We start from the raw sequence: 26,920 nt of genomic DNA on the forward strand, positions 1-26,920 counted from the left end.
AGCATAATATTCGGTGGCGTACCTATGTTCTGTTTTCAGCCTTTAGCCTCATTTTCTACCGTCGGAATATAGCGAATCATTGCCCCCGGAGAATAGCGTGGATTCAAGTAATCTTGAAGCCCGCAGTCGAGTAAACGGACAATTTTCGCCTGGTCCTCTGACATCGGTTCAACTTCCATCAGTATTCCTTCAACCCGAATTTCCCTGGACGTAACGGCTGCCTGCTCTCCTTGCAGCAGCCCGGCCGAATCCAAAGGGATGACGCTGTACCATATCATTGCGTGATCCCCCCAGGGCTTATCGTTTTACGTTCTGCAATCATACTGTTCAACCGGCTTAAGGCCTGCCCGATTCCCCCCACTTCGTTCATGAGGCCGTATTTGACGGCATCTGTACCCGAAACCGCGGTACCGATATCCCTGTTCAATTCACCGGTTTTAAACATCAGATCCTTAAACTGTTCCTCTGTTATCCTCGAATGGCTCGTCACAAAACGAACGACACGCTCCTGCATTTTCTCCATGTATTCAAAGGTTTGCGGCACGCCAATGACTAACCCGCTCATGCGTATCGGGTGAATGGTCATCGTCGCACTCTCCGCGATGATCGAGTGGTCTGCCGCTACAGCGATCGGGACGCCGATACTATGCCCGCCGCCAATGACTACCGTTACGGTCGGTTTGCTGAGCGATGCAATCATCTCGGCAATGGCAAGTCCGGCTTCCACGTCACCGCCAACGGTATTGAGAATGATCAAGAGGCCTTCGATCCGCGGGTTTTGTTCGGCTGCCACGAGCTGTGGAATCATATGCTCGTATTTGGTCGTTTTATTTTGCGGCGGCAGCACGATATGGCCCTCGATTTGTCCAATTATCGTCATGCAAAATACGTTCGATTCCCCGCCGGTCGGAAGGCCCGTCTGTCCCAGCTGCTGTATGGTTTCCGTCACGGCCGCTTTCTTGGCTTCCTCGGTGGGGACGACCTGAGGAGCCTCCGTCTCACCAGTCCATTCTCCTTTTCTGCTGCCGGTCATCCATTGATCGTTGTCCACTTCGCATCCCTGCCTTTATCTTAATGTCTAGCTGCTGCAACCAACACATAGCTAAACCTTAGTATGGCAAATGACGGGACTATTTTATGCTTATCCGATGTTTTCAGCATGAGGTCGTCATTGCAGAAACCACAAAAAAACTTCTGCCGAAATGACTCGGAGAAGTTTTAGGATTAACCTATAAAAAGCCCCTCTTTCGCGGGAACCGTCCAATTATTACCTGCGAAAAAGGGGCGACTGTGTGCCTGATTTATGTTGTTATCTTGTATCAGACTTCCATAATGATCGGCAAGATCATCGGTCTGCGACGTGTTTGTTCATACAAGAAGCGTCCCAAAGCGTCTTTTACGCTGGTCTTCAGTGACGCCCATTCATTCACGTTTTCACTCATCAGCTTCTGAAGCGTGCTGGAAACGATACGATTGGCTTCATCCAGAAGCCCTTCGGATTCCCGTACGTATACGAATCCACGCGAAATAATATCAGGACCGGATACGATGGAACCGTTTTGCTTGCTCAAGGTAACGACAACGACCAGAATTCCGTCCTGGGACAGAAGCTTGCGGTCGCGCAGTACGATGTTTCCTACGTCACCAACGCCAAGTCCGTCTATCAGAACATTGCCAGCGGTTACTTTGCCGGCTTTGCGGGCCGAGCCGCCCTGAATTTCCACAATTTCACCGATATCGGTAATAAAGATGTTATCGGGATCAACACCAACGGACTCTGCTAGCAGAGCGTGACGGCGCTGCATCCGGTATTCGCCATGGACAGGGATGAAAAATTGCGGTTTCATCAGATTCAGCATCAGCTTAAGTTCTTCCTGGCTGCCGTGACCCGAGACGTGGACACCCGAATTGGATCCACTATAAATCACGTCTGCTCCAAGACGGAACAACTCATCAATCGTACGGCCGACATATTTTTCATTACCTGGAACCGGTGTTGCTGCAATGATAACCGTATCCCCTGGCAGAATATCCACCTTGCGGTGAGTGGAGCGTGCCATGCGTGTGAGCGCTGACATCGGCTCTCCTTGACTGCCTGTACACAATACGACAACGCGGTCGGCCGCCATTTTGTTAACCTCTTCAGGTTCGATCAGCATGCCGTCCGGAATATACAAGTATCCAAGCTCAGCCGCAATGGACACCACGTTGACCATGCTTCTTCCGATAACCGTAATTTTACGGCCCGTGGATTCGGCTGCGTTGACAACCTGTTGGATGCGGTGCACATTGGATGCAAACGTTGCAACAACCACCCGCTGCTCGGCCTTGCGGAAAATATCTTCCAGCACGATGCCCACGTTTTTCTCGGAAGGTGTGAAGCCTGGTCTTTCTGCGTTCGTGCTGTCTGACAGAAGAGCCAATACTCCCTTGCTTCCGATCTCAGCCATACGCTGCAGATCCGCATATTGGTCATTTACCGGAGTATGGTCGAACTTAAAGTCTCCCGTATGCACTACATTGCCTTCCGGTGTTTCGATACAGATTCCGACGGAATCCGGAATACTGTGATTGGTCTTGAAGAAGGTCGCTTTCAATGTGTTTCCGAGTTGTACTTCCGAATCCGCATGGATCAGAATCCGTTTCGTCTCACCAAGCAAATTCGCTTCTCTGAGCTTGTTTTCCACGAGTCCGAGCGTCAATTTCGTTCCGTATACAGGAACATTCAAGTGTTTCAATACGTAAGGGAGGCCGCCGATATGGTCCTCGTGACCGTGAGTCAGCAAAATCCCTCTCACTTTGTCTCGATTCTCCGTTAAATAGCTAATATCAGGAATAACAATATCAATCCCAAGCATATCTTCTTCTGGGAACTTCAATCCCGCATCCACGACAACGATGTCATTGGCATATTGAATGACATACATGTTCTTCCCGATCTCACCGACGCCGCCCAAGGCAAAAATCGATAGTTTATCGTTGCTTATTTTCTTAGACAAATGTATCTAACCCTCCTATAGTTTTGGACGTCGTACCATTGTTATATTAAATTTCAAAAAAATACCGCACCCAGTCACTTGAATTCATTATACATGATGAAAAAGTGAAAACACAAGTCAACCACCTTCGTGAGCCATAGGATACCCAGAGACAGAAGGGTTTAAAACGAAGAAAGCCACGGCCTTCGTGGAAGGCAGTGGCTTGAGTATGGCGGGTGCGCAGGTTACAAGGATGACAGCATCTTACGGATAAATGCAGCCTCATTCTCGCTAGGAGAAACGAGCGGCAGGCGAACGCCGCCGACCTGATAGCCCCGCTCATTCAGAGCGAATTTAACCGCCGCCGGGTTCGGAAGCGGGTCAGGACATTCAAACAGGCCCTTGAACAGCGGAAACAAGGATTGATGCAGCTTGGCAGCTTCCTTCACGTTTCCTTCCACATAAGCTTGGATCATATCCTTCATACGGGCACCAGCGATATGGCTGGCCACGCTTACGATTCCGTAAGCACCAACGGCCAGGGCAGGCAGTGCTGCGGAATCGTCGCCGGAATATACGATGAACCCGTCCGGAGCCCCTGCGGCAATGCCCGTAACCTGGTCAATCGAAGCACATTCCTTGGTTGCAACGATGTTCGGTATTTCAGCCAGACGCAGGGTGGTGGCCGTGCTTAGGCTGATGCCCGTCCGCCCCGGTACGTTGTACAGCATGACAGGCAAGGAAGTTGCCTCAGCGATCACCTTAAAGTGCTGGTAGAGCCCTTCCTGGTTCGGCTTATTATAATACGGAGCGACAAGCAAAATACCGTCGACGCCGCAGCTTTCCGCTTTTTTCGTCAATTCTGCAGAATGTGCCGTATCGTTGCTGCCGGTACCTGCAATGATCTTGCTCCGTCCATCCGCCTGCTTCACTGCGAACTTAAACAATTCTAGCTTTTCGTCTTCGCGAAGCGTTGGCGATTCGCCCGTCGTCCCTGCAATGACCAGGGAGTCCGATTTCTGTTCCACAATCAGGTGCTCAATCAATCTCGCAGTCTCGTCCCAATTGATCTCGCCATTCTGATCAAATGGGGTTACCATAGCCGTAATCAATCTTCCGAAATCCACAATGATTCCTCCTTAAAGCTGTCCCCAGCGGGCAAGCTTCCTTCGTAAGTAATCTTATATATAGTATTTCCTATCAAACGTTTAACGAACAGATCATCCCGGGTCCTTATCGGTGAAGTTCGAATTTATGATGCAACGCGCGCAGCGCTTGAGCCATATCTTCCTTCTTCACAAGCACCCAGATCGTTGTGTTCGAATCTGCCGATTGCAGAATCGGAATATCGTGCTCGCTCAAGGATTCCACGATTTTGGCCATGATGCCCGGAACTCCGTTGATACCCCCACCAATAACGGATACCTTCGCACAGCCGGACAAGCTTTTTGGTTTCAAATCCAGGCTCTGCAGCACTTCAATCGCCTTCTCCGAATCGCTGTCAAATACCGTATAAAGGACTCCTGTAGGGGTAACATTAATAAAGTCCACGCTGATGGAATGTTCCGCCATCGATTTGAAAACCTTCAGCTGAAGACCTTCCATGCGATCGCACTCCACTGAGATTTGCGTAATATTGCTTACATAAGCAACTCCCGTCACAAAGCGGTCCACGATTCCGGATTGTATATCTCTGAAACCTTCCGGCTGGGTAACCAGTGTTCCCTCATTATCCGAGAAGGTCGACCGCACTCTGACCGGAATTTGGGATTGCATGGCAATCTCAACTGCTCTAGGGTGAATCACCTTGGCACCTTGATGAGCCATATTGCAAATCTCCGTATAACTTACATAGCTGAGCGGCTTCGCATCTTCCACGATGCGGGGATCCGCCGTAAGAATACCGTTGACGTCCGTGTAGATATCAACCATTTCGGCGCGAAGCGCGGCTCCAAGCGCGGTAGCCGACGTATCGCTTCCGCCCCTCCCCAGCGTCGTAAAGTCACCCGAATCGGTCTGTCCTTGGAAACCGGTCACGATCACGACCTGATGAGACTCCAGCTCTTTCAAAACCCGTTCAGGTTTTACGTCCTTAATGCGTGCATTTCCGAAGTGATCGTCTGTAAGAAACCCGGCTTGGGCACCCGTCAGCACCGTCGCGGTTATCCCTTCATGCTGAAGCAGACTGCACAGCGTTGTAGCTGAGATAATCTCACCGCAGCAGAGCAGCAAATCCCGCTCTCTGTCTGGAAGCGCGTTTCCATTATGATCGATCCAGTCCAGAAGAGTATCTGTTGCGTAAGGCTCCCCGCGTCGTCCCATAGCCGATACGACTACGACCAATTGGTAGTGATTAGCCAGTTCGCGCTGGATGTGCCCAATAACATGGGTTCTTGCTTGCGGTGTGGATAAAGAGGTGCCGCCGAATTTTTGAACTAAGATGCGCATAAAATATTCCTCCGTTTGTATATGCCCAGGAGACGTGAATTTCGGGCCGACCGACTGAAACGGCCGGCTACTAAGCCTGGCCGTTCCGTTTGTTGACGATGATTTCTGCGATTTGCACGGCATTCCATGCTGCACCCTTCAGAAGATTATCTGAAACGATCCACATGTTAAGTCCACGCTTATGTCCCAGATCGCGGCGAAGCCTTCCTACGAATACATCCGGTTTCCCCACGGCTTCCGTAGCAAGCGGATACGATTGTGCAGCTGGATCGTCAACCAGCGTAACACCGGGTGCATTCGACAGAAGTCGATGAACTTCTTCCAGATCATAGTCATTCTTGAATTCAACGTACACGGATTCCGAATGCCCGCTAACGACTGGAATACGAACACAGGTAGCCGTCACTTCGATGGATTCGTCGCCCATAATTTTTTTGGTCTCACGGACCATCTTCATTTCTTCCAAGGTATAACCATTCTCTGTAAATTTATCGATCTGCGGAATCGCGTTAAAGGCGATTTGATGCTTCACAGGCAGCGATCCAACAGGTAAAATATCAGGCTGCACCTTTTGGCCGTCAAGAATCTCTTTGCTCTGGCGCAGCATTTCATCAATGGCTTGATGCCCTGCGCCAGAAACGGCTTGATAGGTTGAAACGATAATGCGGGATATGCCGTATGCGTCATGAAGCGGCTTCAGCGCTGCTACCATCTGAATCGTTGAGCAATTCGGATTCGCAATAATACCGTTATGTTCATCAATCTTCTCAGGGTTAACCTCAGGCACGACCAGCACTTTATCCGGATCCATGCGGAATGCGTTGGTGTTATCGATGCATACCGCTCCATGGCGTACCGCATGTGGCGCAAGTGCCTTGCTCACATCGCCGCCCGCACTGAACAGCGCGATATCGATTCCTGCAAAACTGTCGGGGGTTGCTTCTTCCACAAGGATCGCTTGGCCTTTGAAGTTCAATGCTTTACCGGCAGATCTTGCAGAGGACAACAGCTTTAACTCAGCAATCGGAAAATGACGCGACTCCAACAGCTTGAGAATCTGTTGCCCGACTGCGCCGGTTGCTCCAACAACAGCCACATTATAAAGATGCTCGGTCATCTGTCTAAACTCCCCTTCATGAATGAAACCGCGGCTGTCGCTCTTCTATGATGCCTTGTTGTTCAACAGGCTGAATCGCGGTTAATGCGAATATTCTACGATCATCGGCTGCAGCTGTTTCCCTTCCAGAGCCGCATAACACGCTTCCGGAATCAAATCCATTTTGGCGACAAGCGAATTAGGCTTCTGCTGTGGATTATCCTGTCCGTAAGGAACAAAATAAATGTTTTTCGTTACAAGCAGCTTAGCGATATTCGCCGCATTCAGCCCAAGGCCATCATTCGTAGAAATCGCCAGAACCAGCGGTCTGCAATTTCTCATCTGCGCCTTGGCTGCCATTAAAACAGGGCTGTCAGTCATCGCATTGGCCAGCTTGCTGGTCGTGTTTCCCGTGCATGGGGCGATAACCAGAACGTCAAGGAGCTTGGATGGACCTAGCGGTTCCGCCTCCACAATTGTAGAAATAATATCATTCCCGGTTATATCTTTCAACTGTTTCTGCCAATTCTCCGATGTGCCGAATCGGGTATCGGTTGTCATGATGGTGCTGGACACAATCGGCACCACATTTGCTCCACCATCTTTGAACCGCTGGATCTGCGGCATCACTTCTTCAAGCGTGCAGTGCGATCCTGTCAGGGCATAACCCACTGTTATTCCATTCCAATTCATCTACGCATCCCCCCGAATCTTGATTTCTTCAGAAATCAGCTCCACCAGCGTGTTGGCCATAATAATGCCGGCTGTTTTTGGAGCCACGATTCCGGGTAGTCCGGGTGCGAGCATGGCTTTGATACCCCGTTTTTCAGCATAGCGAAAATCGCATCCGCCAGGTGCGGAGGCAAGGTCGATGATGACAGCCTCCCGAGGCATTTTCGAGATGATTTGTGCTGTGACTATCATAGTTGGAATCGTGTTAAAAAGCAAGTCAATATCCGACACATAAGAACCCAGATCCCTTACCAGGAAGGGCTTCCAGCCCATTTCCTCCGCTCTGGCATAGTGCTCCGATTTGCGTACGCCCATCCGGATTTTGGCACCCAGCCCTTGCAGGCTGCGAGCCATGGTGAACCCCGTCCGTCCCATGCCAAGCACCATGCTGGTTGATCCATGAATCGTAAAATCCGTGTTTTGGATCGCCATCATCAGCGCACCTTCCGCTGTCGGAATGGAATTATAGATGGCCACATCGTCCCTCTCCAAAATCTCTACCAGCTTGATCTTATATTTGTCACATAGCGAGCGTAAATAGGGTTTCGCCATGCCTGTATAGATCACTCCATGTCCGGGCATCGCTGCGATATGTTCATCCTGCAATCGCAATGGCCCTTCTGAGAACAGCGCGCTGACACGTCCCTCGTCATCACATCCCACGACAGGCAGGATCAGAGCATCGGCATTCGATAACAGCTCTGGCGTGAGCGGCTCGCGAGTCACTCCCTGAAAAGAATCCTGCAATTTCTCAAACCCGGCGATCATGACGGAGGCATCCATCTCAGCGCATTTTCGTATGACCTCAATTTGCCTTGCGTCTCCTCCAACAAAGACGGTCCGGACTCCAGTCAGCATGGAAGGCCTCGCTCCTTTCTTCTAACCAACGTATAAACCATCTTATGCCGCCGCCTATAGGGTGGTGAGCGCATTTCAATTAAACTACCGCCTTAACGCAATAAATACCGCTATGAAGGGCGAAGCCGGATCTGGATCCATTTTGCGTGAACGCTGACGAAAAAAACACCGCCCGGCTAGGCCGGAGCGGTGTGCTTTGTAAAATACGATGATGGATACCGATAACGGATCATGAATGGGTTTACTTGCCGGTATGACCGAATCCACCTGCACCCCGTACGGTGTCGGACAACTCGTCAACTTCCATGAATTCTACTGCCGGAACGGTTTTGAACACCATCTGGGCAATACGTTCATTGCGCTCAATCGCAAATGGCTCTTGTCCCAAATTCACCAGCAGCACCTTCACTTCCCCGCGATAATCGGCATCAATCGTACCTGGAGAATTCAGGCAGGTAATACCATGCTTGTAAGCCAGTCCGCTGCGCGGGCGGATTTGAGCTTCAAGCTCAGCCGGCATGGCAATCGCAAAACCGGTCGGGATTAATTGGCGTTCGCCTGGATTCAAAACCACCGGCTCCGCAACTGCTGCGTGCAGGTCAAAGCCTGCCGCCAGCTCGGACATTTTCACGGGAAGTTTGACATCTTCATTACCTGGCAATCTATTGATTTGAACGTAGTGCAACAAATTCATTCCTCCTAAGTACATTCAGTGCTTTATCTGAAGTTCCTACCATCGCTAGTGCATATGGAGTCCCAAACATACGGTCAAGAACCGCGTCGACATCCTTCATGTCCACCTGTTCAATCCGCTTAATGATTTCATCCAGACTGAAATGGCGGCCCAGCATCAATTCGTTCTTGCCCAAGCGGTTCATGCGGCTGCTCGTGCTCTCCAAGCTTAGAATGAGACTGCCCTTCAGTTGTTCCTTCCCTTTGCGCAGCTCTTCCTCCGTCATCCCGTTCTGTGCCAGATCATGCAGCATTTCCGTCGTCAGCTGAAGGACTTCCTTTGTCTGCTTGGGCGCTGTACCAGCATAAATGGTGAACATCCCGTTATCTGCGTGTGAACTATGATATGAATATACCGAGTATGCCAGTCCGCGCTTCTCCCGGATTTCCTGAAACAAGCGTGAACTCATGCCGCCGCCAATGGCGTTATTCAACAGGACCATTGCATACTGTAGCTCGTCTCCGATGGAGCAGCCGGGAAACGACATGCAGATATGATTCTGCTCTGTTTTCTTCTTGCGGAACTGAACGCCGTCCAAAAAGGCGGGCACGGCCAGCGGCTCGGAGCTGCCGTGATTGTTAAATCCGCCAAAATGACGTTCCAATATTTCAATCACATCATCATTGATGTTGCCTGCCAGAGCGATTACCGTATTCTCAATGGTATAGTGTTTATCCATGTAAGCTCTAAGCGCTTGTGAATCCATTGATTCAAGCCGTTCCTTCGTACCCAGAATCGGATAAGCCAGCGGGTGATCGCCGTACGCCGATAACGACATCAGGTCATGCACCAGATCATCCGGCGTATCCTCATACATCGCGATCTCTTCCAGAATGACGTTCTTCTCCTTGGCTAACTCGCCCGCATCCAGCTTCGAGTTGAAAAACATGTCGGACAGCACGTCAACCGCAATCGGAAAATGCTCATCCAGCACCTTGGCGTAATAACACGTATATTCCTTAGACGTAAAAGCATTGACGTTACCGCCGATGGCATCAAATTCCTCAGCAATGGCACGGGCGTCAAAACGCTCCGTCCCTTTGAACATCATGTGCTCTATAAAATGCGTAATCCCGTTGATGTCCTCCGATTCATTGCGGGATCCGGTCTTCACCCAAATACCGAATGAAACCGAACGACTTGTCGGGATTTGCTCCATAACCACTCTTAGGCCGTTAGACAATTGTATTTTTTTCACGAGGGCCCCCCTAACTGTTCCATCCAGGCTTACATAAGCTGATTACCAGCCTCATGCCATCCATTCATTCTATCAAACTTTACCATGCGGCTCAACTTCCTTTCGGCATGATTCGCTCAGGAGAAAGCGTCTGGCTAACGGTTCCTATTTCCAGCCCTTTGGCACGTATTCCGTCAATCATTCCCTTTAACGCCTGGGACGAGGAATCGGTGGGGTGCATCAAAATCAGGAAACCCGGCTCCACCTTCGTGGATATCTTCTGAACGACTGCATCCGGCGCAGGATGCTTCCAATCAACCGTATCGAGCGTCCATAGGACCGTCTTCAATCCCCTTGCTTTAGCAATGGATACGGTCTGTTGATTAAAATCGCCGGAAGGCGGAGCAAACCATTTGTTCTCTACGCCCAAACTTTCTTTGAGCAGATCCTGCGTCTTCGCAATTTCCAGCTCCGCCCGATCCCTGCTGAGACGGCTCATGTTCGGATGCGTATAGGCATGATTCTCCACCTCATGACCTCTTTTCAGAATTTCGCCGGCAAGCTCAGGGTTCTTCTTCAACCAGCTCCCATCCAGGAAAAAGGTTGTCTTCACCTTCTCCGCATCCAGCGTGTCCAGCATTGGCACCAGAAATTCATTCCCCCAGGCCACGTTAATCATCAGCGATACCATCGGCTTGTCGGGGTTGCCCCGATAGATTGGTTGATCTCCAAGATCATTCAGCGTTACTTTGGCCGGAATTTGCCGGTACACGTAAGGGATGGCTTCTCCGGCTTTTCGCTTTTTTGACGATGCAGCTTGGTATGTAGCCTCTATATCGATTTCGAGTCCATTATAACCGGGGATCGCTTTCCACACGGAGTCCACCCTGGCATCCACCGGCTCAATTCGCGACTTCGCCGCAGCGGCTTCGATTTGACTCAATAAATCCAGGTCTACCGCCCTCTCTGAACCGCTTGCGAACTGTGCCTCCGGTTTATTATTCTGCAGTCCCGAAACATATCCCCAGGCCCCGCTGAACACAGCAACAGCCGACACCATTGCGGCACCGGTTAGCAGCACGACCATCTTTTTTCCATTCATGGGCATATCCACCCTCCCCTTGAGAAGCTTTGTCCCATTTTATGTAGGTTCAGGAGGAAATATGTGCCGCAAAGTGATGCCCGAATGATTAAAAAAAAGAGCCAGAATAATAGGTTCTGCCTCTTTTCCTTCTATCTATATGCTGTTAAACAAACAAAGCGCGGATTACGATCCGCTCTTGTTTGTTTCCGCAGTCAAAACCGCTTTGCGAGACAGGTTAATCCGTCCCTGCTGGTCGATTTCGGTAACCTTCACGGTAATGACGTCACCGATTGCAACCACGTCCTCTACCTTCGCTACGCGCTCGGTCGAGAGCTGGGAGATATGAACAAGCCCGTCTTTGTTAGGCAGGATTTCAACGAATGCACCGAATTTCTCAATCCGTTTTACAGTACCTGTATAGATTTCGCCAACAGCTACCTCACGCACTATGCCTTCGATAATCGAAAGAGCTTTTTTGTTCATCTCATCGTTGGAAGATGCAATAAACACGCGGCCGTCTTGCTCGATATCGATTTTCACGCCGGTTTCTTCGATGATTTTGTTGATGATCTTGCCGCCGGCACCGATTACATCACGGATTTTGTCCGGATTGATCTGCATCGTAATAATCTTAGGCGCATATTGGGATAACGTTTCTCTTGGCTTTTGAATGGCTTCTGCCATTTTTCCAAGGATATGCATCCGTCCTTCTTTGGCCTGCTGCAGTGCTTCCTGCAAAATCGCGCGGTCGATACCGTCGATCTTGATATCCATCTGAATGGCGGTAACCCCGTCAGGTGTCCCTGCAACCTTGAAGTCCATGTCTCCGAGATGGTCTTCCATCCCTTGAATATCGGTCAAGATGGAAACATGATCTCCGTCTTTAATCAAGCCCATCGCCACGCCGGCTACAGGTGCTTTGATCGGTACCCCTGCATCCATCATAGCAAGCGTGCTCGCACAAATACTCGCTTGGGAAGTCGAACCATTCGATTCAATAACTTCAGACACGAGGCGAATCGTGTACGGGAATTCCACTTCATTCGGAATGACCTTCGACAATGCACGTTCACCGAGTGCGCCGTGACCAATTTCACGACGGCCTGGAGCGCGAAGCGGACGAGCTTCCCCTACGCTGAACGGCGGGAAGTTGTAATGGTGCATGAAACGCTTGGTCTCTTCCAGATCGATTCCATCGAGAATCTGTACATCACCTAGAGCACCTAGTGTACATACGCTTAGAGCCTGGGTTTGTCCACGTGTAAACAGACCGGAACCATGCGTTCTAGGCAGCAAGCTGGTATCGCAATCGATAGGACGGATCTCGGACAGACCACGACCATCCGGACGAACCTTGTCATGCGTGATCAAACGTCGAACTTCTTCCTTCACGATATCGTGAAGCACTTCTTTAACATCCTTCAACAACTCAGGCGTCTCGATATACTTCTCTTCAAATACGGTGTACGCTTCATCATTGATAGCGTCAATCGCATCCTGGCGAGCATGTTTCTCCTCAATGCGAACCGCTTCAACAAGACGAGCTTCGGCGAAATCGCGCACTTCACGATTCACCGTTTCATTTACCGCATGAAGTTTAACCGCCATTTTCTCTTTACCGCAAGCGGCTACGAGTTCTTCGATCTTGGCTACGATTTTCTTGATTTCCTCATGCCCGAACATGATTGCTTCCAGCATGACTTCCTCAGGAACTTCGTTCGCTTCGGCTTCAACCATCATGATCGCATCTTTGGTGCCAGCAACGACCAGATAGATATCACTCGCTTCCTGCTCGGCAATATTCGGGTTCACCACGAATTTGCCGTCAACGCGACCGACCGCTACGCCGCCGATCGGGCCGTTAAAAGGCACATCCGAGATGCTCAAGGCAGCGGAAGTACCGATCATTGCCGCGATTTCCGGCTCGCAATCCTGATCTACGCTCATCACGAGGTTCAGAACCTGTACATCATTACGGAAGCCTTCAGGGAACAACGGACGAATCGGACGGTCTGTCAGACGACTGGCAAGAATCGCTTTCTCGCTTGGTCTGCCTTCCCGTTTGATGAATCCACCCGGAATTTTACCGACGGCGTACAAACGCTCCTCATAGTTGACCGTCAATGGAAAGAAATCCAAATCCTTCGGTTCACTGGAAGCTGTCACTGTACACAGGACTGCCGTTTCGCCGTAACGAACCATCACAGCCGCATTTGCCTGCTTCGCAAGGCGCCCTGTTTCGAACACGAGGGGTCTTCCGCCAAGCTGCATTTCAACACGTGTTTCCATGTAATCCCTCCTCATGGGGATAAATTTTTTTTGAAATCTGCTTCTACCATCAGCATGTCTTTTGCAAAACACTGTCCACATTTCCTAACCAGAGCCATCCAAACGGTCGAAATCGCAAACCTATGTACAGGAACAACCCGAACCGTATAGAACATTCTCCGTATAGATTGCCCCTGGTTATACCATTAAGCGAAATTCAGCGAACAGACCACGCCTACAATCTATAAAGAATCTATATTAAGATAACCCCACAAAGTGGAGTTTAGGCTATGAAGCGTACGCAGTACTTTGTGGGGAAGCTCGAAAACGGTAAATTGTACAATACTTAGAAAAGAGCCCGGCTGTGCCGCTGTCGTTCCAAGAAGGACAGTGGACAACCAGGCTGTTTTCGGCACATCTTATGGATGATTAGCGACGCAATCCAAGCTTCTCGATCAAAGCACTGTAACGTTTAACATCCTTGTTTTTCAAGTATGCAAGCAACTTACGGCGTTGGCCGACCATTTTCAACAATCCACGACGGGAATGATGATCCTTCTTGTGAGTACGCAAGTGGTCAGTCAAGTTCGTAATGTTTTCCGTTAGGATAGCGATTTGCACCTCTGGAGATCCTGTATCGGACTCATGAGTTTTGTGCTCGTCAATCAGTTGTTGTTTACGTTCTTGAGTTAATGCCATCCTGTTCACCTCCCTCATTATAATCGCCATTGGCCCAGGTACCGACGGTGAGATCGAACATCCAAGCCAAGGTTAAATCGCCCTATCTTCAGGCGACCTCTAAGAGTATAGCATACTTTACCTGAAAAAGAAAATCCGTTTGCGAACAATTTGTCCCAAACCGTTTATTCACTGACTTTCAATATTTTGCGGGCCTCGACGGCATCTCGCTGAATCCATTCCACAAGCTCCTGAACCGATTCGAATTTATGCTCCTTGCGGATATATTGAACAATATCCACCGTCATGATCTGGTCATACAGATCCCCTTCAAAATCGAACAGATGGACCTCGAAGATCGGTTCTGTAATCCCTTCGTGGAACGTCGGCTTCACGCCGATGTTCATGACGCCCGGAATCCAGTCGTGATGCTTATCCGTGCGAGCACGGACGGCATAGACGCCTAATGCAGGTGCCACGAACGGATCGGTTAATTCCAAGTTGGCAGTAGGAAAACCGATCTTTCTTCCCCGCTTCTCCCCATGAATAACCGTGCCGCGGATATGGTAATTCCGTCCGAGCCAGCGGTTTGCATCCGACAGCTGTCCTGTTTTCAAGGCAATCCGTATGGATGAACTTCCCACCTTCTCGCCATCGACCAGGAACGGCGGAACCGTAACGACAGACATCCTGCCTTCGCCGAGTTCCTGAAGCTTGACCGCGTCACCGGCGCCCTTATGGCCGAATCGGAAATCAAATCCGACAACCGCCGTTTGCAGATTCAAGGGAAACAGCATTTCTTCAACAAACGTTTCCGGACTCACCTGGGAGAACTCCTTATTGAACTCGACAACGTACAAAATATCGATCCCCATTGCCTCAAGCAGCTGCTGCTTGTCAGGCTGAGGTGTCAGATATCCCTCATAGCTCCCTTTACCAATGACGTCTTTCGGATGAGGATAAAAGGTAATGAGTGCAGCCGGCACTCCATTCTCCCGCGCAATATTAACAGCCGTCGAAAGCACGCTGGCATGTCCCAGATGAAGACCGTCGAACTGGCCGATTGCAGCTACCTTCGGCTCGGCAGCTTCTCGTACAATATCAGAAGATACAGGATAGGATAAAGAAACAACCCTCATGCTTACTCACCTCCACTCACTAAATCCAGTCGTGCTTAGGAAAATACTTTCACAGGAACGATAGCCCCTGTCTCCTCTTGCCGCTTATAGATTCCCAGAAAGTTTTCCTTTATATCATACAAACGAATAGGCTCCGAGCTGTCAACCGGCGGCTCCACCGCTCTTGAGGACAAGCGCTGTCCTTGCAGGGCAGCATCGGTTTTCTCTTCAGAAACCGTATGCTTCGGCAGATAATCAATCGCTTGATCCACGGGAATGAGCCGGGTGTGCAGCGTATCATCCTTCATGAACTGCTCAATTTGCTCCAGGGTTAAGCACTGCTCCTCCGTGATTCCCGCTGATACTGTGCGTACCAGCTTAACCATGACAGATGGCACGCCGAGCTTCTTCCCGATATCCACGCAAAGGGTGCGGATGTATGTACCTTTGGAGCATAATACGCGGAAAGAAATTTCCGTATAATCCCCTTCAGCATCAAAATCCGTCATTTCGATTTCATGAATCGTTACCGTCCGGCTCTTGCGTTCCACCGTCTTCCCTTCTCTGGCAAGCTCGTATAATCGTTTACCATTGATTTTGACAGCGGAAAACATGGGCGGGATCTGCGAGATCTGGCCTGTAAAAGATTGCAGCGCTTCAAGCGCTTCCTCCCTTGTCACATGGACATCATCTGCCGTCTCCACTACATTCCCGGTAATATCTTCGGTATCCGTCGAATATCCGAGGCGGAGAACCGCATGATATTCTTTAGGCAGTTCCTGCAGGTATTCCACAACTCGTGTGGCTCTCCCCAAGCATAACGGAAGCACACCCGTTACTTCGGGGTCCAGCGTGCCCGTATGTCCGATTCGCTTCAAACGAACCATTCCCCGAACTTTCGCGACCACATCGTGGGATGTCCAGCCTGCCGGCTTGTGAACGGCCAAGATGCCTTCTAATTGTGTCATAGCTTTAATCTCACCTGCTCTATTACTCTAGGAATGATGTCATGAAGCGAGCCTTCAATGCTGCAACCGGCTGCCCGCACATGGCCGCCTCCGCCAAATATTTGGGCTAATGCCGCCACATCCACTTTTCCGGCTGAACGTAAACTCGCCTTGACCATTCCGGACTTCAGCGATTTGAACAGAATGCCGACTTCAACTCCCTGAATGTTGCGGGGGTAATTGACAATTCCCTCCAGATCCTCGCTAACGGCGCCGCATAATTCCATAAACTCAGGCGTTACGTATACCCAGGCTATTTTGCCGTCATCCGACAGACTTAACGTGTTTAACGCCTGAACCAGCACCTTCATCTGTGGAAGCGTCATTTCCTCCAGTAACGTTTCCGCAATCTCGGGACCGTTGACGCCATAGGACAACAGATCCGAAGCAATACTCATGACCTTGGGCGATGTATTCGAATAGCGAAAACCGCCGGTATCGGTTAACAATCCCGTATATATCGCTGTTGCAATATCGGCATCCCAGTTCACTTCAAACAAATTCAGCAAATCATAAAGGATTTCAGCGGTTGCTGCCGCGTCCGGCACGACCAGGTTGACGGCTCCATAACGATCGTTTGTTGGATGATGGTCAATATTAACGATGCTTGCATGATCGGCAAATACTTGTTTCGTATAGCCTACTCTAGCAAAATCCGCACAATCCACACAAATGACGTGTGAGAACGTTCTTCCAGGATGCTGTTCTGACAGATTGAGAATGTCTTCTGCATGCCACAACATTTTCATGCGTTTTGGAATGGGCCCCTCATTGATCATCGTGAATTTCTTGCCCAGACATGAGAGAAGCCAGCCCACCGCTAGGGTGGAACTGACTGCATCTCCATCGGGCTGAACATGCGACACAACCAAATAATCATCGTGCTCCAGCAGGAATGACTTCACCTGCTGCAGCTCTTGTTCATAGGTCTGCATTCGCCCTCTCCTTTATAAAAACGAACTACTCTATTTCTCTTCGCGATCCACGATTTCGGTCAACAGCTTCTCAATATGGCTGCCGTACGCAATGGAATCATCGAATTTGAAGATCAGCTCCGGCACATGCCGGAGTCGAATCCGCTTGCCCAGCTCGGAGCGGAGAAAGCCGCTTGCCTTCTCCAACCCTTTTAAAGAAGCTGCCTTCTGCTCGTCGTCGCCGAGCACGCTCAGGTATACCTTCGCTTGAGACAGGTCGTTTGTAACATCAACACCGGTCACTGTAATGAAACCGATTCTTGGGTCTTTCATCTCCGTTTGGATCAGTTGGCTGAGCTCTTTTTTAATCTGCTCGCCTACGCGCCCAGTTCTGATTTTTGCCATGGTCTGATCACCTCATTCGTTAGCGCTCTACCGTCTCCATGATGAAGGCTTCGATTACGTCTCCTTCTTTGACGTCGCTATAGCTTGCCAAGGTAATACCGCACTCATAACCCTGTGCCACTTCTTTAGCGTCATCTTTAAAGCGCTTGAGGGAATCGATCTTGCCTTCATGAACGACAATGCCGTCACGGATCAAGCGAACTTCTGCGTTACGCGCAATTTTACCGGATGTCACCATACATCCTGCAATCGTACCCACTTTGCTCACTTTAAAGGTGTTGCGGACTTCCGCATGACCGATCACGGTTTCTTTGTACTCCGGATCGAGCATCCCCTTCATAGCTTGCTCAATTTCCTCGATTACATTATATATTACACGGTGCAGACGAATATCAACCTTTTCCTGCTCGGCGGTTTGCTTCGCTTGAACGTCCGGACGAACGTTAAAGCCGATAACAATCGCGTTGGAAGCAGCGGCCAAAATAATATCGGATTCCGTGATTGCCCCGGCACCGCTGTGGATAATTTTGACGCGAACGCCTTCCACCTCGATTTTGTTCAAGGAACCTTTCAGCGCCTCAACAGAACCTTGTACGTCACCTTTGATAATCACGTTAAGATCTTTGATCTCACCGTCTTTAATGTGTTGGAACAGATCATCCAGCGTCACGCGGGTATTCGTGTTCAACTCGGATTGACGATGGGTAATCGCACGCTTATCAGCGATATTACGCGCTTTACGCTCATCTTCAAACACCATAAACGGATCGCCGGCGCCTGGAACTTCAGTCAAACCGGTAATTTCAACCGGCGTTGAAGGACCCGCTTCTTTTAATCGACGTCCTTTATCGTTCACCATTGCACGAATACGACCAAAGCAGTTGCCCGCTACGAAGGCGTCGCCCACTTTCAATGTACCATGCTGAACGAGAATGCGTGCTACCGGACCTCTGCCTTTATCGAGCTCAGCCTCAATAACAGTACCGCGTGCGCGTTTGTCAGGGTTTGCTTTATATTCATTCACTTCTGCTACCAGAAGAATCATTTCAAGCAAGTCTTCCAGACCCATCCGCTGTTTCGCCGAAACGTTAACGAAGATGGTGTCTCCGCCCCACTCTTCAGGCACTAACTCGTATTCCGTCAATTCTTGTTTGACTTTATCCGGGTTAGCATCAGGTTTATCGATTTTGTTTACGGCAACGATGATCGGCAAGCCTGCAGCTTTCGCATGGTTAATCGCTTCGACCGTCTGTGGCATCACGCCGTCGTCAGCCGCAACCACGATGATCGTCATATCCGTTACTTGCGCACCACGGGCACGCATAGCCGTAAACGCTTCGTGGCCTGGTGTATCCAGGAACGTAATCTTCTTGTTATTGATCTCGACTTGATAAGCACCGATATGCTGCGTAATACCGCCAGCCTCTCCACTCGATACATTCGTGGAACGGATCGCATCAAGCAGCGTCGTTTTACCGTGGTCGACGTGACCCATGATGGTAACGACCGGTGGACGCTCTTTCAGTTCTTCCGGAGCATCGTTTTCTTCAACGGTCTCAAAACGATCTTCCTCAACCGGAATTTTCACTTCGACTTCTACACCGAATTCGCCAGCGAGCAATAGAATCGTATCGATATCCAGCTCCTGGTTGATGGTGGCCATCACGCCGAGGAAAATCAGCTTCTTGATGACTTCGGAAGCGTCCTTGTGAAGCAGCTTCGCCGTTTCACCGACGGTCATGTTGCCACGGACGATAATTTTCTTCGGCGTGTTGTCGATTTTCTCACGAGGCGGCTGCTGATTATGTTGATTCCGGCCACGGTTGTTCTTTCCACCGCGATTGTTGCCACGGAATCCACCTTGACGGTTGTTGTCATCAAAACGCTTGGAGTCTGAACGATTGTTATTGTTGTTTCTGGAACCGCGGTTCTGGCTGTTACTGTTGTTGTTAGAGCTTGTGAATCCGCCTCCGGTTCCACCCGGCTTGCTCTGTGGACGTGCTCCGCCTTGGTTGTTGCTGCCCTGCGGACGCGATCCACCTTGATTACTGCCTTGCGGACGTGCGCCGCCTTGACCTCCGCCCTGAGGACGTGATCCGGTCTGCGTGCTGCCGCCTGGTCTGGATGCTTGGCTACGATTGTTCTGCTGACTTCCTTGTGCGGAGCCAGACTGATTTCTTCGGGTATCCTGTCCTCCTTGGGGACGCTGGGAACCTGAAGCATTCTGAGTGTTTTGATTCGTTCTACTATTCATACCTACCTGCTTTTCCTGTTGTTTTTTGGGCTGGCTTTGACCTTGTTGTCCTGTTGCTCTCTGTCCTGAATTACGCATACCGTCCTGCCCATTACGGTTGCCTTCTGCACTTCCGCTAGCGGAAGTGCCTTCTGTTCTTGCATTGGATACAGTTGCAGCCGCATTGGCTCCGGAAACCGTCGGTTTACGATTCTCGGTTCGGGAAGCGTCGCCACTATCCCGCTTGGCTGCTGCATTCGATTTGATATCTTTAAAGAACTGCTCGACCTTGGACACCGTATCGTTTTCCATTACGCTCATATGGTTATTGACCGGAACGTTCAAACGTTTAAGGATCGTGATGATTTCTTTACTGCTCATGTTCAACGATTTAGCATATTCGTATACTCGAAGTTTATTGTCTTTGTTTTCCTGTTTACTCAATATACTCCACCTCCGACATTGTCTCCAGTTTCTTGGAGATCATTTCTGCGAATCCTTGATCCGTAACTGCCAGCACAACCCGCTCGGGTTTACCTACACTTGTGCCCAGACTTTCCCGGTCAAATCCGATTACCAGAGGGATATTGTAAGAACCGCATTTATCGCGGATCTTCTTTGTTGTATTCACTGAGGCGTCACCCGCCAGAATAACCAATTTTGCTTCAGAAGACCGGATGGCTTTGAGCACGATCTCATCCCCGGTAACCACCTTACCTGCCCTCATGGCCAGGCCGAGCTGAGAAAGCGCCCTATTCATCATCGGCAGCACTCTCTTTTGCAGCCAGGAATTCATCTTCCACCTTGATGAAATCCTGTGCCAACTGTTCATAGATCTCTGGCTTCACATGTTGTTTCAACGCGCGATCCAGTGCTTTATTTTTGTGCGCCAGCTTGAAGCAGGAAACTTTGCCGCATAAATACGCTCCCCGTCCCGACTTTTTGCCGGTGAGATCGATCAGGACAGCATCCTCGGGAGTCCTAACAATCCGGATAAGCTCTTTCTTCGGCATCATTTCCTGACACGCTACACATTTACGCAGCGGTATCTTTCTCTGTTTCAAGACGACAACCCCCTGTCATTTGGAATTAATCGACAGAGACAGAATCCTGGTGCATTTCACCTGATTGGGACTTCGGTCTGCCAAATTCCTGCTCCGCCTGACTTTCGCTCTTAATATCAATCTTCCAGCCTGTCAGCTTCGCCGCGAGACGAGCATTCTGGCCTTTGATCCCAATCGCAAGCGAGAGTTGATAATCCGGAACAATTACACGCGCCATCTTCTCATCTTCAAACACTTGAACTTCAAGTACTTTGGATGGGCTTAGCGCATTGGCCACGTATTCTTCAACCTGTTCGGAATAACGCACGATGTCAATCTTTTCGCCGCGAAGCTCATTGACAATCGTCTGTACGCGCATACCTTTAGGTCCTACGCAAGAGCCAACCGGATCGACTTCATCGTTACGGGAAAATACCGCAATTTTGGAGCGGAATCCAGCTTCGCGCGCAACCGAGCGAATTTCAACAACGCCGTCAAAGATTTCCGGCACTTCAAGCTCGAACAGGCGCTTCAAGAGGCCCGGATGCGTACGGGACAGCATAATCTGCGGCCCTTTGGTGGTATTCTCAACCTTGGTAATGTACGCTTTGATCCGGTCGCCATGCTTGAACTTCTCGTTAGGCATAAGCTCGGTAAGCGGCAGAGCCGCTTCGATCTTGCCAAGGTCGATATAGATGTTACGTAAATCTTGACGCTGCAGCGTACCCGTTACGATATCATCTTCCTTGTCAATAAAAGCGCTGTAGATCAGGCCGCGTTCGGCTTCTCTAATGCGCTGGGTAACAACTTGCTTTGCCGTTTGAGCTGCAATCCGTCCAAAATCACGTGGCGTAACCTCGATTTCCGCTATATCTTCAATCTGAAAATGCGGATTGATTTCCCGGGCTGCATGCAGCGAAATTTCAGTCCGCGGATCCAGCACCTCTTCCACAATCAGCTTCCGCGCGAACACCTTGATAACACCCGTATTGCGATTCATGTCTACCCGTACATTTTGCGCCGTGTTGAAATTGCGCTTGTAACTCGAGATCAGTGCCGCTTCAATGGCTTCAAACAGCACATCCTTACTGATGCCCTTTTCTCTTTCCAACTCATTCATCGCTTCAATAAAATCCATACTCATTGAAAATCGGTTCCCCCTTTCAAAACTTCCGTTTAAAAAATGATGGCCAATCTGGCACTGGCTACTTTTGCATATGGAATCACGTACTGTTTCTTGACGGTTTGAATGACTAGCTCCTCGTTATCAAAGGATTCCAGCTTGCCTTCAAACTCTTTCAACCCGTTAATCGGCTCGTATACCGTTACAAACACGTCCTTGCCGACTGACTTCGCAACATCCTCTTTTTTCTTCAGGGGACGTTCCGCGCCAGGAGAAGAGACTTCAAGAAAATAAGCTGTCGGGATCGGATCGTTCTCGTCCAGCTTCTGGCTCAGGTATTCACTGATTAAACCGCAATCGTCAATGTCAATGCCGCCGTCTTTATCAACAAACACGCGCAAGAACCAGTTGCTTCCTTCCTTCACGTATTCCACATCTACCAGTTCAAAGCCGTGTTCGTCCAAATACGGCTGCACCATTTCTTCCACAGTCGTTTTAATCTTTGATGTGCTCAAAGAACATAACCTCCAAGTTGATTTCCTATATACCAAAGAGTAAAGAGTGGGTTGCCCCACTCTTTACACAACGGTTTTATCTCCATGATTACCAAAAAAATTATAACATAGTCTGGTAATAGTGACAAGTATGACTCCTTGACTGTCAAGGCGTCACGGCCATGAAAGAATGACAAGAATCAGAACAATGACAACTGGTTGCTCTCCGGCAGACCGCGGAAGCATCCCATTTGGGTTAACAGCTCCACGGCGGTTTTGCTTGCCTTCGATTTTTGCTGGAAATCCTCGATGGAGAGGAATTCTCCAAATTCACGCGCGGCAGCAATGTTGCGGGCGGCGTTATCGCCGATTCCCGCAAGCGCAGAGAACGGCGGTATGAGCGAGTTTCCATCCACCTTAAATCGGAGCGCATCCGATTCATACAGATCGATGTTCTTGAACGTGAAGCCCCTCGCTGTCATTTCCAGCGCCATCTCCAAAATCGGCAGCATACCCTTTTCTTTCGGGCTTGCTCCGAAGCCGAGCTGCTCAATCTCTTCAATCCGGCGATAAATCGCCTCATAACCCTGACAGCATAGTTCGATATCGAAATCCTCGGCACGCACCGAGAAATACGTTGCATAATATTCGATCGGATAATAAAGCTTGAAGTAAGCCGTCCGCACCGCTGAGATAACATACGCGGCGGCGTGGGCTTTCGGGAACATGTACTGGATTTTGAGACAGGAATCAATGTACCACTGCGGCACTTTGCATTTCTTCATCTCGTCAATCCATTCCTGTGACAATCCCCGGCCTTTACGTACGCTTTCCGTAATTTTAAACGCGAGGCTCGCGTCCATTCCAGCCTTATAAATCAGGAACAACATGATATCATCGCGGCAACCAATAACGGTTTTGATGTTGCATGTACCATTCTTGATAAGCTCTTGCGCGTTGCCGAGCCAAACGCCGGTTCCGTGTGACAGACCCGAGATTTGCAACAAGTCGGCAAAACTCGACGGCTGCGATTCCACCAGCATCTGACGTACGAATTTGGTACCCATCTCCGGCACGCCGAAGGTGGCCACCGGCGAGCGTATTTGCTCCGGCCTGACGCCAAGCGCTTCCGTCGAGTTAAACATGCTCATTACTTTCGGATCGTTCATCGGTATGGTCGTTGGATCCACGCCGGTCAAATCCTGGAGCATCCTCATCATCGTCGGATCATCATGTCCGAGAATATCCAGCTTGAGCAGATTCGCTTCAAAGGCGTGATAATCAAAATGCGTCGTTTTCCACTCTGCATTGACATCGTCCGCGGGGAATTGCACCGGCGTAATCTCTTCCACTTCGATGTAATCCGGCACAACGACAATACCGCCGGGATGCTGGCCTGTGCTCCGCTTGACGCCGGTACAGCCTGATGCCAGCCGGTTCAATTCCGCGCCCCGCCAGCGCTTGTTGTTGTGTTCCTCATATTTTTTGGCAAAGCCAAACGCCGTCTTCTCTGCCACGGTGCCGATGGTACCGGCACGGAATACGTTCTCCTCGCCAAACATCTCTTTGGTGAAATTATGGGCATGCGGCTGATATTCACCGGAGAAGTTCAAGTCAATATCGGGAACCTTATCCCCTTTAAAACCCAGGAAGGTTTCGAATGGTATATCCTGTCCCTCGCCTTTCATCATGTTTCCGCATTCCGGACAAGCTTTGTCCGGCAAGTCAAATCCACTCGGCACGCTGCCGTCCAGGAACCATTCGCTGTGTTTGCAGTCGCCGTTCAAGCAAATGTAATGGGCGGGAAGCGGGTTAACCTCGGATATGCCGAGGAATGTGGCAACGACGGATGAACCTACGGAACCCCGTGAACCAACCAAATAGCCGTCCCGGTTCGATTTCTTAACCAGTTTCTCGGAAATCAAATAGTTCGCTGAGAAACCGTATTTAATGATCGGCTCAAGCTCTTTCTCCAACCGGGCCACTACGACTTCCGGCAAGTTCTCGCCATAAATGGACTTGGCCGTGTCGTAGCAGGTGTTGCGGATTTCCTCATCCGCGCCATCCAGAATCGGCGTAAACAGCTTGTCCGGGAACAATTCCAACTCTTCAAAGCGGTCGGCCAGCTCGCTAGTGTTCGTTACAACAACTTCATAACATTTACTCTGTCCCAAAAACTCGAATTCTTCGAGCATTTCTTCGGTAGTCCGAAAATGCGCGTCAGGCTTGCGCATATCCTTGAGCGGGCTGAAACCGGTAATTCCATGGATGGTAATGTCCCGGAACAGCTTATCCCGCGGTTCAAGATAGTGCACGTTTCCTGTGGCGATGACCGGCTTGTTCAGTTTTTCGCCGATGCGCACGACTTTGGAAATTGCGGTTTTGATCTCTTCGGGACTGCCTACCAAGCCTTTGTCCACCAAATGCATATACATCGTCAACGGCTGAATCTCCAAAACATCGTAGAAGTCCGCAATCTCTTCGGCTTCCTCCTCCGTTTTGTTCAGCACCGTTTCGAAGAACTCCCCTTTTTCGCAGCCGGAAAGCACCAGTAACCCATCTCGCATCTCTTGAAGCTTGGATTTAGGAATACACGGCACTCGCTTGAAATATTCGGTATGCGACATGGAGATCAGCTTGTACAGGTTTTTCTTGCCCGTCATATTCAAAGCATAAATACCGCAGTGGAAAGGACGGGTATTGGACAGATCCGTACCGACATAATCATTGAGGCGGTCCAGCATCTTAACGCCTTTGGTTTTGTCCACATCGCTAAGGAGCCCGTTCAGGATTCCTGCCAGCGCAATCGTATCGTCAATCGCTCGGTGATGGCTTTCGAGCAGTACCTTATACTTGTCAGCCAACGTGTTAAGACGATGATTCTTAAGTCCTGGATGTACCAGACGTGCCAGCTCCAGCGTATCCAGGTAGGGATTGTCGAGCGTATCCATCCCGGCATTTTTGAGCGCTGCCTGAATGAATCCCATGTCAAATCGAGCGTTGTGAGCCACAAGCACGGCATCCCCGACGAATTCAACAAACTCTTTCAATACCGGCTCCAGTTCAGGAGCATCCTTAACCATATCATCATTGATATTGGTCAATTGCTGAATATGGTATGGAATACGCTCATGCGGGTTGACAAAAGTGGCGTATCGGCCAATTTCCTTGCCCTCGTTCATCTTAACTGCGGCCAGCTCGATAATCTTGTTCGCGGTGATGGACAAACCTGTGGTTTCAATATCGAACACCACGTAAGTCGCGCTGCTCAGTTCAATCGGCTGTGCCTGTTCCACGATATTGACGGCATCATTCACAACGTTGGCCTCGACGCCGTACAACATTTTAATCCCGTGTTTCTTTGCGTTCTTGGCTGCTTCAGGGTAACATTGCACCCCGCCATGATCACTAACGGCAATCGCTTTATGGCCCCAGGCAGCCGCGGTCTTGATGTATCGGTCGATCGGCGTGACTGCGTCCATCGTGCTCATCGTTGTATGCAGATGGAATTCTACCCGTTTCTCGGCTGCATTATCCTTACGAGATGGCGGTGCCGGCACTTCATTAAGATCGGACGGAATCATCACCAGCTCCGGCACCTGCATAAACCGATCATATTCCACGCGCCCGCGTGCCTTCACCCATTTGCCGTTCTCAAGCAGGCTCAGGACCTTCAAGTCCTCCTTGGTCTTACCAAACATTTTCATTTGCAAGGAATCGCTGAAATCCGTCAGATAGAACGTGAATAACGTACTTCCGTTACGAAGCTCCTTACGATCCAATCCGAAGATGGTTCCCTGAATCGTAATTTTCTTCTCTTCGTCTTGGATCTCCTGAAGCGGAACCGGCGGTTCCTTGATATCATACCCAACCTGCAGCCGAACCGCGCCCTCTTCCTCATCCTCGGCATCCAGCTCAGCTTCCATGCTGCTCATGATCTGCTCGATGACCTCGCGTTCTTCTTCCCGCTTCCTCTGCTCGAACTCCTCGTAAGCCGCCTGACCATTATCGCCGACCTGCATTTTCACGCGCAGCGTCAGATCGAAATATTGCCCGAAAAAGCGGGTAATGGCGGAATCGATCTGTTTCTTGCGGGCAAGCTCCAGCGACATGCCATCCGACATGGAGAGAAGGACTTGCCCATCTTCCACCTCGTATTTAGCCCTTGTCATCCATCCATTAACCGAAGGGATCTCACGATGTGCCCATTCTAGAAACAAACCCCAGTATTCTTGCACGATATCTGCTTCGGGAACGCTGCTTCCATATCGGAACACAAATTTGATCTTCGCGATATGCCCCATCTTCTCCTGAATTCTCAGACAAAATGTGCGATAGACCTCAGCTGGAACCAAGGTCTCCTTCAGGACGGTTATTCTCCAGTCCTTGCTGGCCTTGCTTGTCTCTACCTGCTCGATCACACCATCCAAAAAATAGGGTTCCACCAGATTGGCCGGAACTTCTCCCTGCTTGATCAGCAGTTCAAATCGCTTCCTTTTATCTTCTGTTGTGCCCATGGTTCCCTCCCCCT

The 26,920-nt window shown here is 50.0% G+C and carries 23 protein-coding genes; all 23 read right to left on the bottom strand.

The features are described 5' to 3' along the window. Nucleotides 1–35: 35 nt before the first annotated feature. Nucleotides 36–278 (bottom strand): YlzJ-like family protein, encoded by a 243-nt coding sequence (locus MKX98_RS21655; RefSeq protein ID WP_194543537.1) that lies wholly within the window; start codon nt 276–278, stop codon nt 36–38. Then, nucleotides 275–1,051 (bottom strand): ATP-dependent Clp protease proteolytic subunit, encoded by a 777-nt coding sequence (locus tag MKX98_RS21660; RefSeq protein ID WP_194543538.1) that lies wholly within the window; start codon nt 1,049–1,051, stop codon nt 275–277. Before MKX98_RS21660 ends, MKX98_RS21655 begins: the two co-directional genes overlap by 4 nt. 268 nt (nt 1,052–1,319) lie before the next feature. Beyond that, nucleotides 1,320–2,999: a ribonuclease J gene (locus MKX98_RS21665; protein WP_071220133.1), complete on the bottom strand. Its 1,680-nt coding sequence runs from the start codon at nt 2,997–2,999 to the stop codon at nt 1,320–1,322. 224 nt (nt 3,000–3,223) lie between these two features. After that, nucleotides 3,224–4,105, bottom strand: a complete 882-nt coding sequence (gene dapA / locus MKX98_RS21670; RefSeq protein ID WP_194543539.1) for a 4-hydroxy-tetrahydrodipicolinate synthase — start codon at nt 4,103–4,105, stop codon at nt 3,224–3,226. 106 nt (nt 4,106–4,211) lie between these two features. Beyond that, nucleotides 4,212–5,426, bottom strand: a complete 1,215-nt coding sequence (gene dapG / locus MKX98_RS21675; protein ID WP_194543540.1) for an aspartate kinase — start codon at nt 5,424–5,426, stop codon at nt 4,212–4,214. A gap of 70 nt (nt 5,427–5,496) precedes the next feature. Then, a complete protein-coding gene (locus tag MKX98_RS21680) occupies nt 5,497–6,543 on the bottom strand; it encodes an aspartate-semialdehyde dehydrogenase (protein ID WP_260065172.1) in 1,047 nt (348 codons plus the stop codon). A gap of 81 nt (nt 6,544–6,624) precedes the next feature. Next, nucleotides 6,625–7,215, bottom strand: coding sequence for a dipicolinate synthase subunit B (locus MKX98_RS21685; protein WP_071220129.1), 591 nt, complete (start codon nt 7,213–7,215; stop codon nt 6,625–6,627). Then, complete coding sequence (gene dpsA, locus MKX98_RS21690; protein WP_194543543.1) at nt 7,216–8,112, bottom strand: dipicolinate synthase subunit DpsA; 897 nt, start codon at nt 8,110–8,112, stop codon at nt 7,216–7,218. A gap of 241 nt (nt 8,113–8,353) precedes the next feature. Then, nucleotides 8,354–8,800 carry a dUTP diphosphatase gene (gene dut / locus MKX98_RS21695; protein WP_181469793.1) on the bottom strand — a complete coding sequence of 149 codons (447 nt, stop codon included), beginning with the start codon at nt 8,798–8,800 and terminating at the stop codon, nt 8,354–8,356. Continuing rightward, nucleotides 8,775–10,043, bottom strand: coding sequence for a pitrilysin family protein (locus MKX98_RS21700; RefSeq protein WP_339218308.1), 1,269 nt, complete (start codon nt 10,041–10,043; stop codon nt 8,775–8,777). Before MKX98_RS21700 ends, dut begins: the two co-directional genes overlap by 26 nt. Nucleotides 10,044–10,134: 91 nt before the next feature. After that, nucleotides 10,135–11,130 carry a polysaccharide deacetylase family protein gene (locus tag MKX98_RS21705; RefSeq protein ID WP_339218309.1) on the bottom strand — a complete coding sequence of 332 codons (996 nt, stop codon included), beginning with the start codon at nt 11,128–11,130 and terminating at the stop codon, nt 10,135–10,137. A gap of 159 nt (nt 11,131–11,289) precedes the next feature. Next, on the bottom strand, nt 11,290–13,395 hold the full coding sequence (gene pnp, locus MKX98_RS21710) for a polyribonucleotide nucleotidyltransferase (RefSeq protein ID WP_113058664.1): 2,106 nt from the start codon (nt 13,393–13,395) through the stop codon (nt 11,290–11,292). A 408-nt stretch (nt 13,396–13,803) separates the two neighbouring features. Next, nucleotides 13,804–14,073 (bottom strand): 30S ribosomal protein S15, encoded by a 270-nt coding sequence (gene rpsO, locus MKX98_RS21715; protein ID WP_006211281.1) that lies wholly within the window; start codon nt 14,071–14,073, stop codon nt 13,804–13,806. A 164-nt stretch (nt 14,074–14,237) separates the two neighbouring features. After that, nucleotides 14,238–15,191: a bifunctional riboflavin kinase/FAD synthetase gene (locus MKX98_RS21720; protein WP_071220124.1), complete on the bottom strand. Its 954-nt coding sequence runs from the start codon at nt 15,189–15,191 to the stop codon at nt 14,238–14,240. Nucleotides 15,192–15,226: 35 nt separating this feature from the next. Continuing rightward, nucleotides 15,227–16,138 (bottom strand): tRNA pseudouridine(55) synthase TruB, encoded by a 912-nt coding sequence (gene truB, locus MKX98_RS21725; RefSeq protein WP_220684616.1) that lies wholly within the window; start codon nt 16,136–16,138, stop codon nt 15,227–15,229. Further along, a complete protein-coding gene (locus tag MKX98_RS21730; RefSeq protein WP_194543548.1) occupies nt 16,135–17,112 on the bottom strand; it encodes a bifunctional oligoribonuclease/PAP phosphatase NrnA in 978 nt (325 codons plus the stop codon). Before MKX98_RS21730 ends, truB begins: the two co-directional genes overlap by 4 nt. Before the next feature lie 30 nt (nt 17,113–17,142). Further along, nucleotides 17,143–17,496: a 30S ribosome-binding factor RbfA gene (rbfA, locus tag MKX98_RS21735; RefSeq protein WP_071220121.1), complete on the bottom strand. Its 354-nt coding sequence runs from the start codon at nt 17,494–17,496 to the stop codon at nt 17,143–17,145. Between the two features lie 19 nt (nt 17,497–17,515). After that, nucleotides 17,516–20,173 (bottom strand): translation initiation factor IF-2, encoded by a 2,658-nt coding sequence (gene infB, locus MKX98_RS21740; protein ID WP_339218311.1) that lies wholly within the window; start codon nt 20,171–20,173, stop codon nt 17,516–17,518. Next, on the bottom strand, nt 20,166–20,489 hold the full coding sequence (locus MKX98_RS21745) for a YlxQ family RNA-binding protein (RefSeq protein WP_181469797.1): 324 nt from the start codon (nt 20,487–20,489) through the stop codon (nt 20,166–20,168). The genes infB and MKX98_RS21745 overlap by 8 nt, the downstream gene beginning before the upstream one ends. Then, nucleotides 20,482–20,793 carry a YlxR family protein gene (locus MKX98_RS21750; RefSeq protein WP_053492673.1) on the bottom strand — a complete coding sequence of 104 codons (312 nt, stop codon included), beginning with the start codon at nt 20,791–20,793 and terminating at the stop codon, nt 20,482–20,484. Before MKX98_RS21750 ends, MKX98_RS21745 begins: the two co-directional genes overlap by 8 nt. A gap of 25 nt (nt 20,794–20,818) precedes the next feature. Beyond that, nucleotides 20,819–21,916, bottom strand: a complete 1,098-nt coding sequence (gene nusA / locus MKX98_RS21755) for a transcription termination factor NusA (RefSeq protein ID WP_194543550.1) — start codon at nt 21,914–21,916, stop codon at nt 20,819–20,821. A 32-nt stretch (nt 21,917–21,948) separates the two neighbouring features. Further along, the gene (gene rimP, locus MKX98_RS21760; RefSeq protein ID WP_194543551.1) at nt 21,949–22,410 is read right to left on the bottom strand and encodes a ribosome maturation factor RimP; all 462 of its coding nucleotides are present in this window, start codon (nt 22,408–22,410) and stop codon (nt 21,949–21,951) included. Nucleotides 22,411–22,589: 179 nt separating this feature from the next. Next, nucleotides 22,590–26,906, bottom strand: coding sequence for a PolC-type DNA polymerase III (locus MKX98_RS21765; protein ID WP_339218312.1), 4,317 nt, complete (start codon nt 26,904–26,906; stop codon nt 22,590–22,592). Nucleotides 26,907–26,920 lie beyond the last annotated feature (14 nt).

The organism is Paenibacillus sp. FSL W7-1332, assembly GCF_037969785.1.
Classification (GTDB): Bacteria; Bacillota; Bacilli; order Paenibacillales; family Paenibacillaceae; genus Paenibacillus_AQ.

Excerpts from the sequence above, each read along its gene's own strand:
- MKX98_RS21680 (WP_260065172.1), bottom strand. The coding sequence starts at position 6,543 with ATGACCGAGCATCTTTATAATGTGGCTGTTGTTGGAGCAACCGGCGCA.
- dapG (WP_194543540.1), bottom strand. The coding sequence starts at position 5,426 with ATGCGCATCTTAGTTCAAAAATTCGGCGGCACCTCTTTATCCACACCG.
- rbfA (WP_071220121.1), bottom strand. The coding sequence starts at position 17,496 with ATGGCAAAAATCAGAACTGGGCGCGTAGGCGAGCAGATTAAAAAAGAG.
- MKX98_RS21745 (WP_181469797.1), bottom strand. The coding sequence starts at position 20,489 with ATGAATAGGGCGCTTTCTCAGCTCGGCCTGGCCATGAGGGCAGGTAAG.
- MKX98_RS21765 (WP_339218312.1), bottom strand. The coding sequence starts at position 26,906 with ATGGGCACAACAGAAGATAAAAGGAAGCGATTTGAACTGCTGATCAAG.
- MKX98_RS21655 (WP_194543537.1), bottom strand. The coding sequence starts at position 278 with ATGATATGGTACAGCGTCATCCCTTTGGATTCGGCCGGGCTGCTGCAA.
- MKX98_RS21720 (WP_071220124.1), bottom strand. The coding sequence starts at position 15,191 with ATGAGGGTTGTTTCTTTATCCTATCCTGTATCTTCTGATATTGTACGA.
- truB (WP_220684616.1), bottom strand. The coding sequence starts at position 16,138 with ATGACACAATTAGAAGGCATCTTGGCCGTTCACAAGCCGGCAGGCTGG.
- MKX98_RS21730 (WP_194543548.1), bottom strand. The coding sequence starts at position 17,112 with ATGCAGACCTATGAACAAGAGCTGCAGCAGGTGAAGTCATTCCTGCTG.
- MKX98_RS21705 (WP_339218309.1), bottom strand. The coding sequence starts at position 11,130 with ATGCCCATGAATGGAAAAAAGATGGTCGTGCTGCTAACCGGTGCCGCA.
- nusA (WP_194543550.1), bottom strand. The coding sequence starts at position 21,916 with ATGAGTATGGATTTTATTGAAGCGATGAATGAGTTGGAAAGAGAAAAG.
- pnp (WP_113058664.1), bottom strand. The coding sequence starts at position 13,395 with ATGGAAACACGTGTTGAAATGCAGCTTGGCGGAAGACCCCTCGTGTTC.
- dpsA (WP_194543543.1), bottom strand. The coding sequence starts at position 8,112 with ATGCTGACTGGAGTCCGGACCGTCTTTGTTGGAGGAGACGCAAGGCAA.
- rpsO (WP_006211281.1), bottom strand. The coding sequence starts at position 14,073 with ATGGCATTAACTCAAGAACGTAAACAACAACTGATTGACGAGCACAAA.
- MKX98_RS21685 (WP_071220129.1), bottom strand. The coding sequence starts at position 7,215 with ATGAATTGGAATGGAATAACAGTGGGTTATGCCCTGACAGGATCGCAC.